This window comes from Stenotrophomonas sp. As-7 (assembly GCF_030291015.1).
GTDB classification, from domain to species: domain Bacteria; phylum Pseudomonadota; class Gammaproteobacteria; order Xanthomonadales; family Xanthomonadaceae; genus Stenotrophomonas; species Stenotrophomonas lactitubi.
Genome location: NZ_CP127405.1, coordinates 2,725,038 through 2,740,280, shown reverse-complemented (window position 1 = coordinate 2,740,280; position 15,243 = coordinate 2,725,038). Strand labels below are relative to the sequence as shown.

The window sequence follows — 15,243 nt, the reverse complement described above, 5'->3', positions numbered from 1 at the left end:
AGAGCAGCCGAGCATGGGCTCGGCTCTACAGAATCTATCGTGGCGTGACGGGTAGTGGCTGCGGCAGGGTGAGCCGATAGACCAGCACGCGGTTGTCGTTGTCGTACGCACTGTCGCAGTGCTCGCCCTGCATGCGGCAGCTGCGGGCGATGAAGTCGTTGTCGTTGCCGATCAGCAGCAATACGTCGTTGGGGTGCTCTGGATCAAGCGCCGGCAATACGTCCATCGCTTCCCATTTCTCCGACAGCAGTCCCGGGTGCGGGCCGCGCCCTGTATCCAGGTCCAGCCCGGCCCGGGCCAGTTGTGGCCGGTCGAGCAGGTTCAGCACCTCTTTGACGTTGGCGGGCACGATGCCGTTCTTCAAGATCGCATCAGCCGGATCGGCCAGCACCGATGCCGTGCCGGTCTCATATTCCGTATCCACCAGATTGGATGCCTGCGCCACGTTCACCAGCAGCACCGATTTATAGACGATCGGGTCATCGCCATCCTTGCCCAGGCCATTGCCATCGCGCGCCAGCATCAGGAATCGCGCGTTGTCCAATGCACGCAGCTCGCTCTGTGCAGCGGTACGGTCTAGCTTGCCCTTGCCGTCATGGGCATAGGCGGGCAGGACCATCACGTGATGGCCGACCGGCTGCGTCGGCGTCGGGTTGGCCGACACGTCGTAGACCAGTACGCGGGTATTGATGCGGCCGGCGGCATTGCCCACCGCGCTGTCCTGGATCAGCGCACTCTGCAGGGCAACAAACAGCCGCGTGCCGTCGGGCGACAGGCTCATGCCTTCCACGCCCTGGTTGTTGCGGCGCCCGGTCTGCGGTGGAGTCAGCGATCCAAAGGCAGGCTTGCCATCACGTTGTGGCCGGATCGCCAGCGGCGGCACGATCACGCCCTGCAGCCGGCCCTGTGCATCGAAGTAGTAGACGTTGGCGGTGTACTCGTCGCCGATGTAGAAGTGGCCGTCGGCAGTGAACTGCAGGGATTCCGCATCGAGCGCGACCTTGCCGGCCCCCGGGCCCACGGCGGGCGAGGGCAGCACCACGCCACGCTGGTTGATCGTGTGATCACCGGGGTCGGCACCGGTGAAGGGCTGGCCGTTGTAGTCCTTCAGCACCAGGCCCTTGTCGGGCGTCATCGCCACCACGCCGAAGCCCTTGGACGTTCCCTGCGGCCAGTCGATGCGCAGCTTCATGCGTTCCAGGCGGCCGGCGTAGTCGTAGAACAGGCCGGCCTCCGGATCGTTGCGGCCGCGGTCGGGCAGCGTCCACAGCACCCCCTGGTAGCCACGCGCGGTGCGCCGCCACGTGCCCGGCTGTATCGCCAACGACGAGAACGAGCCCAGCGTATCGCCAAGGAAGTCCACGGTGCCTGCCGGCAATCGCCCGGCGGCGACCAATCCCTTGTCCACGTAGGTGAAGCTGCCTACGTCCACCGCGCGTGGTGGCATGCCGCGGGCTTCATGCGGTGCGTTGTAGCCGCTGACCGAGAGCGCAGCCAGCAGCAGGGCAGTAGCGGACATCGATGGACTCCTCGGCCGGCGATCAGAAGCGGACGTCGATGGTACCGAACACCTGGCGCGGTGCCGACGCATGGAACACATACAACTTGCCCGACGGGTCGCTGGGTGCGAATACGCTCGAATCCAGGTTGCTGGCGTAGCGCTTGTCGCCCAGGTTGGTGACGTTCAGCGACAGGCGCATGCCCTTGGCGAAGCCGACCTGGCCGAAATCGTAGCCACCGGCCAGGTCGAACACGGTGAAGCCGCCGAAGCCCTGGTCATTGGTATAGGTGTAGAAGCGTTCGCCGGTGTACTTGCCGCGCAGGCTGGCGAACCAGCCGTTGTCGCGCCAGGTGATCTCGGTGGCCAGCAGCTGCTTGGGCGTGTCGGTCTGGATCTTGCCCTTGATCTGCTGCTCGACGCCAGCCTGGACGTAGTTGGAGGCATACGTCGAGCGGTTCAGCGATGCCGAGGTGTACCAGCTGAAGTGCTCGTTCGGTGTCCACAGCACGGTCAGTTCGGCACCGCGGCTGTCGACGCCGCCGACGTTGTAGAAGCGGTTGCCGCAGGTCGGTCCGACCGCCTGCCGCGAGTCGCAGGGGTTGTACTGCAGCAGGCGGTTGTCGAAGCGCACGCTGTAGGCAGCGACCGATGCCTGCAGGGTGTCGGTGACGAAGCGGTAGCCCGCTTCCAGAGAGCGCGATTCTTCCGGTTCCAGGTTGCCCTGCGCGTTCCAGGTGGCCTGGCTGACCGCCTGTGGGCCCAGCTTGAAGCCGCCCTGGAACATGGCGATGTTCTCGGCGTAGCTGGCGAACACTTCGTGATGCTCGCTGAGGCGGAAGTTGGCGCCAACGCTTGGCAGGAAGTTCTTGCTGGCCTTCAGCGAACCGGTGGCGAACTGGTTGTTCGAGCTCGGCGAGATCGGTGTCTTCGCATCGCCGGGCAGTGCCTGCGCGTCGGAGGTGGCATGCGGGCTCTTGGCGCCGAACTCCAGGGTCAAACGATCGTCAAGCAGGCGCCAGGTGTCCTTCAGGAAGAACTGGTGGGTCTTCCAACGGGTACGCTGGGCGAACACACCCACATCCGAGGGCAGGGTGTTCATGCCGCTGAGGTCGCGGGGGCCGTCCACCGCAGTCTGGTAGCGTTCGGCGCTGCTGGTGTTGCGTTCGTACCAGACGCCGCCTTCGATGCGGTGCGCCCCCAGCTCCCAGTCGAACGACAGCGTGCCGCCATCGCGGTCGATGGTGTAGATGGTGTTGCGGAAGATGATCGGAATTTCCTGCGCCGTGCCCTTGTTCGACCAGGCACCGCTGTTCCAGTTGTGGCCCTCGCCACGGTCGTCGTGGTGGTAGCCCAGCGCCCGCAGGGTGAAGCCGTCGGCGAGGAAGAAGTCGCCGGCCAGGTAGTACAGGTTGTCATCGCGCAGGATCTGCCCGGCAGTGAAGGCGCCGTCGGCGTCCCTGTCCGGACCGCTGTTGTCGCACTTCTTCGCGTTGAGGCTGGCGGTGTTGCAGTAGGCCTTGGCCACGGCCTTGTTCCAGTCCGGTGCGTAGCCGCCCCAGTCCCAGCCCAGGCCGCGGGACATCTCGTCCTTGGACAGGTAGAAGTAGTCGGCCTGGCTGGTGCGCGAGGTGTCGACGAAGCCGGTGATCTGGCCGCTGCCGAAGTTCCACACGCCCTTGGCGTTGAACTGCCTGGTGGTGGATGTGTTGTACGCGGTCTGGTCGTTCCAGAGGTCCGAGACCGCGTTCATGCCCGACACGTAGCCGGAGAATCCGTTGTACTCGCCGCTGTCCACGCGCACGAAGGTGCGGCGGTTGGCATCGCTGCCAAAGGTCTGCACCACGCGGCCGCCCAGTTCCTGCGCCGGCCGGTCGGAGGTATAGGAGATGGTGCCGCCGAGGTTGCTGGTGGACGGCGTGCCCAGGCTGCCGATGCCCACCGCGAGTTCGGCGCCTGCCATGTTCTCGCTGATCAACGCACGGTTGATGGTCAGGCCGTTGTAGTTGTTGTACGCACCGTCGCCCAGCGGCACGCCGTCCAGCGTGTAACCCAGCCGAGTGGCGTTGAAGCCGCGAAGGCTGAGGGTCATCGACTGTTCGTTGGTACCCAGCGCGTCGGCCGACTGCGCGTTGACGCCGGGCAGCAGGTTCAGGGTCTTCTGCAGGCTGGTGCCAGGCGGCAGGATGTCCAGTTTCTCGCGGGTGATGCGCTGCACCTGGCGCGCCTCGCCACTGCCGATGACTGAGACCGCATCGAGGTCGGTGGCCGACGGCGCCTGCTGCGCCCATGCGATCGGCGCAAGGGCAAGGGACAACGCAGCAGCCAACAGGGTCTTGGTCATGGAGCAGGCACTCAGGCAGGCGCGAGCCGCCGCGTGGAAACGGAGCTCAGGCAGATGAAAGGGGAAACACGCGATGCGATCACAGACGCCGGAGGCGCCGTTCGATCAACGTGAAAATGGTGCGCTAGACAGATGACTGTCTGGTGACATCGTCATCTGTGCTTGCGACTGGGCCGGGTGGCGGCACTGCTTTGAACGTTGGATCGACCGGCGCACTGCTGTGGTAGATGCCAACCTAGGTTGGCATGCGCAGCGTCGAATGGACGCTGCGCTACCCGGTTTGTGGAGCGCCAACCAAGGTTGGCATCTACCAGAAGCGCGGATCGAGATTGCCGTGTCCAGAAGTGCCGATCGAGGTCGGCGTCAACGCGCGCTCAATCCGCCTTGCGTGGCTTGCGTGTGCGTTTCGGCTTTGCGGTATCCGCAACGCTGGCTGCACCATCCTGCAACGCCTGCAGCCACGACAGCGTATCGACGTAGTCGATGAAGTGGCGCAGATACCCGGGGCTGGTTGCCTGCATCGTGTCCAGCATGCGCTGCACCAGCACTGCCGAGTTCAGCGGGCCGCCGTCGGCAGGGGCCTCGGTGCGCAGCGAGCGGCGCACCTGCAGCTCGCTGCGCAGTTCGGACCACTCTCGGCGCACCTCTTCCAGCATCGGCACCTGCGGATAGTGCGCAAGTGCACGCGAGCCGGCATCCAGTTCGCGCACCAGCGCACGCAGTCCATCCAATGGCGAGGACTCAGCTGCCATCGCCGCTCTTTTCACCCGGTGCAGCCGCCTTGGGCTTGGGAATCGGCGCGATCTCCACGCGGCGGTTGCGCGCGCGGCCATCTTCGCTGGCATTGGAACTGACCGGCTGCTCGCTGCCGAACGCAGCGGCGAACACCGCATCGGCCGGTACACCGTCGGCGATCAGCGTCCGGGTCACCGTCAGAGAGCGCTGCGCCGACAACTCCCAGTTGTCGGCGAAGCGGCGGTTGCCTTGGCGTACCGGCGCGTCATCGGTGAAGCCGCTGACCATCAGGATTTCTTCGCGCGAACCCAGGTACGCCGCCAGCGGCCCGGCAAGGCTGCGCAGCAGCTCCTGGCCCTCCGGCTGCAGCTGATCGGAGTTCAGCGCGAACAGCACGTTGCCGCTGATGCCGATGCGACCGTCCACCAGCGTCACGCGGCCGGCGGCAAGCGGGCCGGCCAGCGCCTGTTCCAGGGTCTGCAGGCGCTTGGCCTCGGCCTGGCGTTGCTTGACCTCCTGGTCCAGCCGCTGCGACAGCTCCAGCTGCACGGCAACCACGCCGACCAGGATCAGCACGAACGCACCCAGCAGCACCGACATCAGATCGCCGAATGCCGCCCAGATCGGGGCGTGCGAGCCGCCATCGACCTCCAGCTCGTCGCTCATGCGCTGCCGGCCTTGCCGCGGCGCGCGGCCAGCTGCTGCAGTTCTTCCATCACCTGCTTCTGCGACAGCAGGCTGAGGTCGACCACCTCGCGCGCCTGCGCCACGTAGTACGCCAGCTGCTCATCGCTACGCGCGAGCGAGGCATCCAGTGCGCCACCGATCTGTTCCAGGCGTCCCGACAGCTCCGCCGAGGCGGTGCCGAACTGTTCGACCGCAGACCCGAAGGTGCCGGCCAGCTGGCCCACCTCGCCGGCACTGCCGCTGAGCAGGGTGGCGATGCCATCGAGCTTGCCGGTCTCGGCCGTGATGTGGTCGGTGAAGCGGTTGCCGACGCGTTCCAGCAGTTCAGCCGAACCACCGACCAGCGCGTCCACGGCCGTGCGCTGCTCGTGCGAGGCGTGGTTGATCGCCTCCAGCAGGGTCTGCACGGTGGCCAGCAGGTGGCCACGCTCCTCCAGCATCGCGTTGTCGCGCACCAGGCTTTCGGACAGGGTGCTGCGCAGTTCGTTGATGACCTCGGCGGCGGCCTTCGGCGCCTCGGCCGCGGTCTGCAGCAGGGTGGAGACTTCGGCCAGCGTGGCGCTGGCCTGTGCGCGGCCGTTCTCGCCGATCTGCTGCGCGGTCTGCGCCAGCGTGTCGCACACCTGCTGCTGCTGCGTGGACAAGCGTTCGCCATCGGCCTGCAGGCGCGCGGCAAGGTCGGTCGAAACGTTCTGCAGTGCGTCGCTCCAGCGCTGCAGGCGCTGTTCGTCCGCGGCCACCAGCTGGGCCTGCAACGCGGCATGCGCCTGCTGCAGCTCGGTACTCACCGCGTCCCAGCGTGCCTGACGCTGCTGTTCGCGTGCATCCAGGCCCGCCTGCAGTTCGGCGTGCGCCGTGGCGGTGGCGGCCTGTGCAGCCTGCCAGTCCTGCAGGCGCTGTTGTTCGTGGTCCTGCAGCAGCGACTGGCCGGCGGCGTGGCGCTCATCCAGCGCCTGCAGCAGCGCCTGCGCACGTTCGTCCAGGTGGCTGCTGGCACGTTGCAGTGCCTGCTGCTGACGCTCGACCAGTTCATTGTTCAATGCATGCTGCTGTTCGGCAGCGGCACGCCAGGCGTCGGCGTTGCCGCTGGCGTCGGCCTGCAGGCGCTCGCCGATGCGCACCACCAGCGCTTCACTCTGCGCGCTCTGGCCTTCGCTGAAGGCCTGCAGATGCTGGCGTAGTTCAGAAACCAGTGCCTGCTGCGCGCCAGTCTGCTCGGCCACGACGTTGGCCCAGCTGGCCTCGGTGGCCACACGGCTGCGCTCGAAGCCTTCAGTGAGGCCGTTCAACTGCTGCTGCACCGCGTGTTCGACGCGCGAATGCAGCGCCTGGCCGTGGCTGGCCAGACCGGCCAGCGTGGCTTCGGCCATCGGCTGCAGCGCGCCCCCGATGGCGGCGGCACTGGCTTCGGCGCCTTCGCGCAGCGACTGCTGCAGCGAGGTGGCCAGGCGTTCCTGCAACGCCTGGCTCTGCGCCAGGAATTCGGCCTGGCCGGCCAGCAGGCGCTCATTGGCGGCCGCGCTGTGCTGTTCGAAGGTGCTGGTCATCGCCTGCAGGCGATCGACCAGCGCAGGCAGCGCAGCGGACTGCGACTGCAGCAGGCGCAGCGACTCGGCGCGCTGCCAGGCTTGCGAATACGGATGCAGGTCAGTGGCGATGGCGCGGTCCAGCTGCTGCACCACCTGCAGGCGGTCGCGGCGCAGCAGCGCCGACAACAGGCCCAGCATGGCCGAACTGGCGACACCGGCGATGGACGTGCCGAACGCCACCGCCAGGCCCTGCACTGGCGAGGCCAGCGAGCCGCGGATGGCGGCCATGTCGGTAGCGCTCTGCAGGGCCAGGCCCGTGCCGCGCAGGGTGTCCATCATGCCCAGCAGCGTGCCGAGCATGCCCAGCAGCACCAGCAGGCCCACCAGATAGGGGGTCAGCACCGGCGAGGGCAGGGCGGTGCGCTCGCCTTCCACGCGCAGTCGCACGGCGTTGCGCAGGCTCAGCGGCACACGCTCCAGCCACGGCGCCAGGCTGTCCTTGGCCAGCGAAACGTCATTCAGCGCGGCGCGCAGGCCATTGCTGGCCTGCCGGTAGCGGTACAGCTCCACGCCACCGGCGATGTAGCAGGCCGCAATGATCGCGGCCACGGCCGCACCCAGCGGGTGAACCGAGACATAGCCGACACCGATCCAGCACACGGCCAGCAGGCCAGCAAGGAAGACAAGGACGTGGAAAACAGTTCTGGACATGGTGTTCCGGTCAGTGTGAGCGCAGGGCGGCAAGCAGCCCCTGGATCGGGTGGAAGCGCAGTTGCAGCTCGGCGAGCAGCAGCGTGCGCATGTCGTGGCGGAAGGACGCGCGCCAGCCGGGCTGGCCGTGTACGCGTTCGAATCGGGCACCCAGCACTGCTGGGGCGGTGGCGAGCAGGCTGTGCTCGCGCGGGCTCAAGGTCTGTTCCATCACCGCATCGATCTCGGCCAGCCGCGCCAGCTCCGGTGATGCCAGCACCAGCTGGTCACGCAGGCGGCCGCGCAGGCGGCCGGTGGCGGTCTGGATGGCCTGCTGCAGCACGCGGTAGCGCTGCCGCAGCGAAGCGAAGTTGGGTGCCGCAGCGGCCTCGGCCAGGTCCAGCAGGCGCTCGGCCTCGGCATCCTCGCTCAGCGAGGCCAACAGGCTCGCTTCGGCCTGGGCGCAGTCGGCCAGCAGATCATCCAGCGCTTCGGCGGCCTCGGCCGGTTCAGCCAGGCGGCCATCCAGCGCCCCAGCAAGGGCCACGGCACGGCTCCAGTCCACCCACTGGCCGAGGCGATCGGTCAGGGCGGGACTGGAGGCCGGCATCGCGCCGTCGCTGAGACGGGCGAGCAGACGGAGGAAGTCCGGTCCACCCAGGACCGGCTGCGCTGCGTTCGCCATCAAGGGGGTGGGGGCCAAAAACCGTTGATTTTACAACCAGATGAAGCCGGCCGTATGAAGGCGGGGCGGAGGGGCAGCAACGATCGGGCCACAGGGCTTAAAATGGTCGGCTGTACCACCGCACCCCGACTTCTGGAGCTTGAGATGACCGTTGCGCAGTTCTACCCGATCGGCACCCCCGGACAGCCCTGGGGCGACGCCGAACGCGCGCAGTGGCGGGCCCGCCAGCAGCGGCAGCGCAGCTACCATGAAGACGTGGTGACCGCGCTGGAACGGCTGGACGAGCGCTTCGACGTGGTCCAGTACGGCCAGCTGGACTACGCCCCGGACCACTACCCGCTGTTTGCGGTGGTGAACCACGACTGGAACCCGGCTCTGCCCACCGCGCTGGTCACCGGCGGCGTGCATGGCTATGAAACCAGCGGCGTGCATGGCGCCCTGCAGTTCCTGGAACAGCACGCCGAGCGTTACCTGGGCCGCTTCAACCTGATCGTCGCCCCGTGCGTGAGCCCGTGGGGCTACGAGCGCATCCAGCGCTGGAATCCCAATGCCATCGACCCCAACCGTAGTTTCCGTGACGGCGGCCTGATCGAGGAAGCCGCCTCGCTGATGCGCTGGGTGGCCGAACGCAAGGCCAACATCCGCGTCCACCTGGACCTGCACGAGACCACCGACAGTGACCTGCACGAGTTCGACCCGGCTCGTTGCGCCCGCGACGGCAAGCCGTTCGAGCGCGACACCATTCCCGATGGCTTCTATGTGATCGGCAACAGCGAAGACCCGCAGCACGAATTCCAGAAGGCACTGATCGCCGCCGTGGCCCCGATCACCCACATTGCCCCGGCCGACGCCGAAGGCAATCTGGTGGGCATGCCGCTGCAGTCGCCGGGCGTGGTGTGGGGCGAGTCGCGTTCCATCGGTGCATGTGCCGGCTTCACCGATGCGCTGTATGCCACCACCACTGAGGTGTACCCGGACAGCCCGCGCACCAACCCGCAGGAATGCAACGACGCCCAAGGGGCGGCGGTGTGTGCGGGGTTGGATTTCGCCCTGGCCAATTGATGGCTGTGCCGTAGCGCCGGGCCACGCCCGGCCGGCTTGATCGGCGGCAGGATCAGCCGGTGCCTTCGACATGCACGACCGGCGGGAGGGTGGGGCGCGTCGCCGCGCCCCACGTGATCAATACTTCTTTTCCAGGTTCAGCTGCACACCGTGGTCGGTGTCTTCGCTGCTGCCGAACAGGCCGCGGTACTCGATCCGCAGGCTGAGGTCGCGCTCGGTCTGCAGCACCGCACCCAGACCGAACACGAACCGGTTGCGCTTGAGCCCGTCGATTTCGCCGCGGTAGAACGGACCGCCCGGCAGATCGGCGTAGCCCATCGTCACCGAGCTGGCATCCTGGAAGTCGTGCTGGTACTCGAACCGCACCTGTGGCGACAGCGTGCCGAAGCGGACCGGGAAGCGATAGTCCATGTGCACGCCCAGACTGGCGGTGGTGGTATCCACATCCTGGTCCTCGTAGCGCAGGGCGTAGATGGCGTCGCCGCGTTCGGTATAGCCGTTCAATGTGGCGCGGGCCAGATCCAGGCGCGCGTACGGGCTCACCGACAACCGGTCGCGCTGGTAGTCGCCACCGACCGACAGCGAGGCGAACCACTGCTTGCCGTCGCGGTCACCTTGCACCATCGCGCCATTGGCAGTCACGTAGCGGCGCGAATCGAACGACAGCAACTGATAACCCAGCAGGCCATCAACGAAGAAGTACTGGCCCGGGTGATAGCTGGCGTACGCAGCCAGGGTGTAGCTCTCGCCGTGGCTGCGGGTGTCGTTGTGACCGACGTCGGTAGTGTCGCGGCCGTAGCCGATACCGGCGCCGAAGGCGAACGACTGGTTCACGCGGGTATCGGCACCAGCACTGATGCCGCTGGTCTGGAAGTCGAAGCCGGCGCTGCCCGAGCGACCATCGCGATCACCGCTGTTGATCGAACCGCCGGTCCACAGGGTCAGGGCGCCGTTATCGCCAGCGCTGCTACGTTTGCCGCGATCCCCGCCGACGGGCGCGACAGCAACGTCGTCCCTCAGAACAGATTCGTCCAGCGCGGTGACCTGGCGGCAATCGCCGCCGGGCATGCGTCGCACCTCATCCTGGCAGCGACGATCGCGGTCGACGCTGAAACTCAGCCCGTTCTCGAAGCGCTCCCCTCTGCCAGCACCATGCAGGCCTTCCATGCGGCGCTGGAAGTTGCCGATCTGCGCAGTGGCGAAGCGACGGGTGGAAGCGGTCTGCGCACCCAGCAGGCCCATCACTTCCGCGTCCAGGGTCGGGTCCGGTCGGCCGATTACATCAAAGTCGATGGTCGCCGGCGCCGAGGTCGCGAATGCGTTTGCCAACGTGAAGGTGGCCGTGGCGGTACCGGCGAACGTAGCCGCCGGGATGAAGGTCAGGCGATAGCCCGCGCTGGCGCCGCTACCGGAAGGTGCGATGGTGGCAGTGCCGGCAGTGGCCGGTGACAGCGACACCAGGGTGGCTGCGGTGAACGGGCCTCCGGTGGCGTCGGTCGTCAGCTCGACCACCGCCGCAACACCCGCATTTGCACTGACCCGACGCGAGACCGCCACAGGCACCTGATTGATGGTGATCGTAGTGGTGATCGGAGCCGAAGCGCCATAGGCGTTGTTCAATGTGTAGACGATGCTCGCGGTGCCCGAGGCGGTGACCAGCGGCGTGTAGGTGATGTTGGTACCGGTCACCGTCGTGGTGCCGGTGGCCGGCTGCGTCACCAGGGTCACACCGGTGAACGGACCGCCGGTGGCACCCACCGTGGTGTCGATGGTCACCGGCTGTCCTGCCACGGTGGCGACAGCCGCGCGCGGCTGCCCCGCAGGCACCGGCAGCGCGTTGACGGTGATCGACACCGTGGCCGGGGCCGAGGTGCCGCCTGGGCCGGTGGCGGTGTAGGTGAAGCTGTCCGCGCCGAAGTAGGTGCCCGTTGGCGTGTAGACAACCGTCACGCCGCTGACGGTGGCGGTGCCATGTGCCGGCGCGCCTGCCACGGCGATCGAGGTGATCACTCCGCCGTCGTTCGCCGTTACCGGAATCGTCACCGGTTGCTGCGATGGCGTGGTGGCGCTGTCATCCACTGCCACCGGCACCGCGTCGGCGATGACGATGCTGTAGCTCTGGGTGGCGTTGTAGCCGGCGTCGTCGGTGGAACGCACCACTGCGGTATAGCTGCCGGCCGTGGTCGGCGTACCGCTGAACACACCCGCCGAACTGAAGGAAATGCCGGGGGGCAGGGCACCGGAGGCGATCGCATAGGTATACGGCGCGATGCCACCGCTGCTGCTCAGGCTCTGCGAATAGGCCGTGCCCACCGTGCCGCTGGGCAGGGTGGCGGGTGTCAGTACCACGGTCGCCGGAGTGATCGTGAAGGTGTACACGCGGCTGGCGGTCTGGCCGTTGGAATCGGTGGAGCGCACCGTGATGCTGAAGTTGCCATCCGATCGGGGGATGCCCGTCAGTGCGCCGGCGGAGGTGAAGGACATGCCGATCGGCAGCGCACCACTGAGCAGCGCGTAGCTGTATGGCGCAACGCCGCCGCTGGAACTCAACTGCGCGTTGTAGGCCACCCCTACGCTGCCGTTGGGCAGGCTGGGCGGATCGATGGCGATTGCCGGCGTGGCGACCACGATGGTGTAGTTCTGCTGCAGCGAGAACGGCGCTCCCGCGCCGGTGCTGGAGTCGGTGGTGCGCACGGCGATGTTGTAGTTGCCCGGGACGGTCGGCGTACCGCTGAGCACACCGGCCGACGTCAGGGTGACCCCCACCGGCAGCGAGCCGGCGACCAGTGCGTAGCTGTACGGCGCGATGCCGCCGCTGCTGGCGAAATTGATGGTGGTGGCCACGCCGTAGTTCATCGGCAGGTTGCCCGGCGCCGGGGTCATGCCCAGGGTCGGCGCGCCAACGGTCAGCGTGAAGCTCTGGCCGGTCGTGAACGGCCCGTTGCCGGTACTGCTGTCGGTGGCAGTGGCAACGAGGTTGAAGCTGCCGGCCGCGGTCACCGTGCCGCTTACGGTCACGCTGTTGGCGGTGGTGCCGCTGATGCTCACGCCCGCCGGCAGGCCGGTGACAGCGAAGCTGCCGTAGGGTGCGGTGCCACCATTCCAGGTGAAGGTCTGGCTGTAGCTGGCGCCGACCTGCGCGCTCATCGGGCCGCCCGCAGTCACGGTGATGGTCGGGTTGCCGACCGTGATGCTGACCGTTGCGGGCGCCGAGGTGCCGGCGCTGTTTGTTGCGGTGTAGGTAAAGCTGTCCGGGCCCGCGTAACCCGCGGTGGGCTGGTAGGTGACGGTGGTGCCGCTGGCGATGGCACTGCCGTGAGCCGCCGCAGTGCCGATGGCCACCGAGGTCGGCACGCCGCCAGTGATGTTCAGTGTGATCGGATTGGCGCTGCTGTTGTAGGCCACGCTCGCCGACACCGGGTTGGCCACCGGCGGGCTGTTGAGGATCTGCAGCGAATAGCCACGTGGCGCCGAGCTGTAGGGCCCGCTGCCGGTGCTGCTGTCGGTGGCGGTTACCGCGAAATTGAAGATGCCCGCTGCCGTCGGCGTGCCTGTCAGCGCACCCGAGGAAGCGTTCAGCGCGACGCCCGGTGGCAGCGCCCCGGCGGTCACTGCATAGCTGTACGCCCCCGCGCCGCCGCTGGCCGGGTTCAACATGGCGCTATAGGCCACACCCTGGGTGCCGTTGGCCAGGGTAGTTGCCGGCAGAGTGACGGTCGGCGGAGCAATCACCAGCGCATAGGCCCGGGAGCCGGTGTGCGGCGCACCCGTGCCGGTGCTGCTGCCGGTGGCGGTCACGGTGAAGTTGAAGGTGCCACCGGCAGTCGGTGTACCACTGATGACGCCGCTGCTGCCATTGAGCGACAAGCCTGCTGGCAATGCGCCTGCGGTGATCGCATAGCCGTACGTCGCGATGCCGCCGCTGGCACTGACAGTCTGGTTGTAAGCCACCGCGACGGTGCCATTGGGCAGCGTGGTCGGCGCGATCACGATCACCGGCGGTGCCACCACCAGGGTGTAGGCGCGGCTTCCGGTGAAGCTGTTGGCGTCAGTCGCGGTCACGGTGAAGTTGAAGGCGCCGGCGGCGGACGGCGTACCGGTCAGTGCGCCGGTGCTGGTGTTGAGGCTCAGCCCTGCGGGCAGGGCACCTGCGGTGATGGCGAAGCCATACGGCGCAGTGCCGCCGCTGGCGCTGAGGGTCTGGCTGTAGGCCACGGCGACGGTTGCGCCCGGAATGGTGGCCGGGCTGATCGAGATGGTCGGCGGCGCAAGCACCTGCAGGGTCACGGATTTGACCTCGGCATAGCTGCCGGTGCCGGTGCTGCTGTCAGTGACGCGGATGCCGAAGGTATAGCTGCCCTGGGTGGTGGGCGTGCCGCTCAGGGTCGCGCCGCTCAGGCTCAGGCCGGGCGGCAGGGTGCCGTTTTCATACGCGAACGTGTAGCCGGGCACGCCACCGCTGGCAGTGAAGGTCACCGAGTAGGCAAGGCCCTGCGCCGCAGAGGGCGTCGCCGGCGCGATGGTAAGGGTCGGGTTGGCTGCCGAACCACTGAAGCTGCGCACGCCGCTGGCAGAGGCGCTGTCGGTGGCGCGGATGGTGAAGGCGTAGGCGCCGCGCTGGGTCGGGGTACCGCTGATGGTGTTTCCGCTCAGGCTCAGCCCCGGCGGAATGGAGCCGCTGTCCAGGCTGTAGGTATAGGGGCCGGTGCCACCACTTGCACTGAGGCTGGTACTGAAAGGCACGCCCACCGTCAGGTTGACCGCGGGCGTGGCGACTAGGGTGATGGCCGACGCCGGAGCGATCGTTACGGTGACAGTGATGTCACCGCCGAAGTCGTCCTGGATGACGAAGGTATCGGTGGAGGCACTGTCGCCGTTGTGGGTGTAGGTCAGCGGCAGGTTGGCACCCGACTGCAAACCTACCGTGCGGCTGCCGTGCGGAGTTGCTGCCGTGCCTGCGGCGATACCAAAGCCGCCGTGACAGTGGTTGATGTCGATTGTCTGCGAGCCACCGTTGGCCACCGACATGCTCAGCGTCGGGCAGAACGTCGATGAGGCTGCCGTCGCCAACTGCGGCCACAGGCTGCCCGCGCACAACAGCGCGACGACGAACCAGGAGCAGAACGATGAAAAGAAAGCGTGCGAACGCGCACGCGGCGTCTCCACGCGTTGCGCTGATGACTGATGCATGTTCTGCCCCTGTTGGCACCGCACGGGCTCGACCGTCCCCAGGGACATAGAGCCAGAACGGCGAGACCTTACCCCTGTCCGCGGACACCGGGCTGGACCCGGTACCGCACCCCTTGCGAACTGCTGCCAATCATTCAAGCAGGATTCAGCGTGAAAAAGAAAGTGCCTATATATTCATGAATGGTTAATATTGCATTCGCACAAAGATTTCGCTTGTACGGCGTGTGGAGAGTGAGCGAGAGTAGCGGCGGCAGCGGACATGACGTCCGTGCCACCAACCTTTCGGGGGAAAAGGTATGACCCAGGTATTCCTCGGGCAGATAATGCTCACGGGGTTCGCGTTCGCGCCCAAGGGATTTGCCGTTTGCAACGGACAGTTGCTTTCCATTGCCCAGAATCAGGCGCTGTTTTCTCTGCTGGGGACCATGTACGGCGGTGACGGCAGAACCACGTTCGCCTTGCCCAATCTGCAATCGCGTACCCCGGTGGGCGCCGGTCCTTCGGCGGATGGGGGCTGGAATCCTGCGCCTTACATCCAAGGGGAAGTGGGCGGCGTGGAGAGCGTTACCCTGCTGCCCACCCAGGTTCCGGCCCACAGCCCGGTGGTCAATGGCACCACCACTGCAGGTACGGCGCGCAATCCTACCGGCGGCCTGTATGGCACCAGCGGCAGTGCAATCTTCGGACCTGCCAACGGCACCCTGGTTCCGCTGAATGGCGTGGGGCCGGGCGGTGGCAACCAGCCGCACGCGAACCTGCAGCCCTACACCGTGATCAATTTCGTGATCGCACTGAACGGCATTTTCCCGTCGCGCAACTGATT

General features: G+C 67.0%; 9 protein-coding genes. 2 read left to right on the top strand and 7 right to left on the bottom strand.

Translation table 11 applies throughout. The annotated features are described in order from the left end of the window. Positions 1-34: 34 nt before the first annotated feature. The 6 genes from QP457_RS12560 to QP457_RS12535 form a co-directional block, all read right to left on the bottom strand. Positions 35-1,519, bottom strand: a complete 1,485-nt coding sequence (locus QP457_RS12560; RefSeq protein ID WP_205404342.1) for an esterase-like activity of phytase family protein — start codon at positions 1,517-1,519, stop codon at positions 35-37. 22 nt (positions 1,520-1,541) lie between these two features. Next, positions 1,542-3,842 (bottom strand): TonB-dependent receptor, encoded by a 2,301-nt coding sequence (locus QP457_RS12555; RefSeq protein ID WP_205404341.1) that lies wholly within the window; start codon positions 3,840-3,842, stop codon positions 1,542-1,544. Positions 3,843-4,216: 374 nt separating this feature from the next. Then, positions 4,217-4,594, bottom strand: coding sequence for a DUF2894 domain-containing protein (locus QP457_RS12550; RefSeq protein WP_205404340.1), 378 nt, complete (start codon positions 4,592-4,594; stop codon positions 4,217-4,219). Then, a complete protein-coding gene (locus QP457_RS12545) occupies positions 4,584-5,243 on the bottom strand; it encodes an OmpA family protein (protein ID WP_180167278.1) in 660 nt (219 codons plus the stop codon). Before QP457_RS12545 ends, QP457_RS12550 begins: the two co-directional genes overlap by 11 nt. Beyond that, the gene (locus QP457_RS12540) at positions 5,240-7,504 is read right to left on the bottom strand and encodes a DUF802 domain-containing protein (RefSeq protein ID WP_205404339.1); all 2,265 of its coding nucleotides are present in this window, start codon (positions 7,502-7,504) and stop codon (positions 5,240-5,242) included. The genes QP457_RS12545 and QP457_RS12540 overlap by 4 nt, the downstream gene beginning before the upstream one ends. A 10-nt stretch (positions 7,505-7,514) precedes the next feature. Continuing rightward, positions 7,515-8,168 (bottom strand): DUF3348 family protein, encoded by a 654-nt coding sequence (locus tag QP457_RS12535; RefSeq protein WP_205404338.1) that lies wholly within the window; start codon positions 8,166-8,168, stop codon positions 7,515-7,517. A gap of 144 nt (positions 8,169-8,312) precedes the next feature. Here QP457_RS12535 and QP457_RS12530 point away from each other — a divergent pair, with 144 nt between their 5' ends. Further along, entirely contained in the window at positions 8,313-9,230 is a 918-nt protein-coding gene (locus QP457_RS12530; RefSeq protein WP_205404337.1) for a M14 family metallocarboxypeptidase, read from the top strand. Between the two features lie 117 nt (positions 9,231-9,347). On the opposite strand, the gene QP457_RS12525 is transcribed toward QP457_RS12530, so the two are convergent. Further along, entirely contained in the window at positions 9,348-14,420 is a 5,073-nt protein-coding gene (locus tag QP457_RS12525; RefSeq protein WP_205404336.1) for a putative Ig domain-containing protein, read from the bottom strand. 296 nt (positions 14,421-14,716) lie between these two features. Between QP457_RS12525 and QP457_RS12520 the strand changes: the two genes are divergently transcribed. After that, positions 14,717-15,241: a tail fiber protein gene (locus tag QP457_RS12520; RefSeq protein WP_205404335.1), complete on the top strand. Its 525-nt coding sequence runs from the start codon at positions 14,717-14,719 to the stop codon at positions 15,239-15,241. Positions 15,242-15,243 lie beyond the last annotated feature (2 nt).

What these genes read in the sequence shown, in the direction of transcription:
- QP457_RS12535 (WP_205404338.1), bottom strand. Translation starts at nt 8,168, where the DNA reads ATGGCGAACGCAGCGCAGCCGGTCCTGGGTGGACCGGACTTCCTCCGT.
- QP457_RS12545 (WP_180167278.1), bottom strand. Translation starts at nt 5,243, where the DNA reads ATGAGCGACGAGCTGGAGGTCGATGGCGGCTCGCACGCCCCGATCTGG.
- QP457_RS12520 (WP_205404335.1), top strand. Translation starts at nt 14,717, where the DNA reads ATGACCCAGGTATTCCTCGGGCAGATAATGCTCACGGGGTTCGCGTTC.
- QP457_RS12540 (WP_205404339.1), bottom strand. Translation starts at nt 7,504, where the DNA reads ATGTCCAGAACTGTTTTCCACGTCCTTGTCTTCCTTGCTGGCCTGCTG.
- QP457_RS12555 (WP_205404341.1), bottom strand. Translation starts at nt 3,842, where the DNA reads ATGACCAAGACCCTGTTGGCTGCTGCGTTGTCCCTTGCCCTTGCGCCG.
- QP457_RS12530 (WP_205404337.1), top strand. Translation starts at nt 8,313, where the DNA reads ATGACCGTTGCGCAGTTCTACCCGATCGGCACCCCCGGACAGCCCTGG.
- QP457_RS12560 (WP_205404342.1), bottom strand. Translation starts at nt 1,519, where the DNA reads ATGTCCGCTACTGCCCTGCTGCTGGCTGCGCTCTCGGTCAGCGGCTAC.
- QP457_RS12525 (WP_205404336.1), bottom strand. Translation starts at nt 14,420, where the DNA reads ATGCATCAGTCATCAGCGCAACGCGTGGAGACGCCGCGTGCGCGTTCG.
- QP457_RS12550 (WP_205404340.1), bottom strand. Translation starts at nt 4,594, where the DNA reads ATGGCAGCTGAGTCCTCGCCATTGGATGGACTGCGTGCGCTGGTGCGC.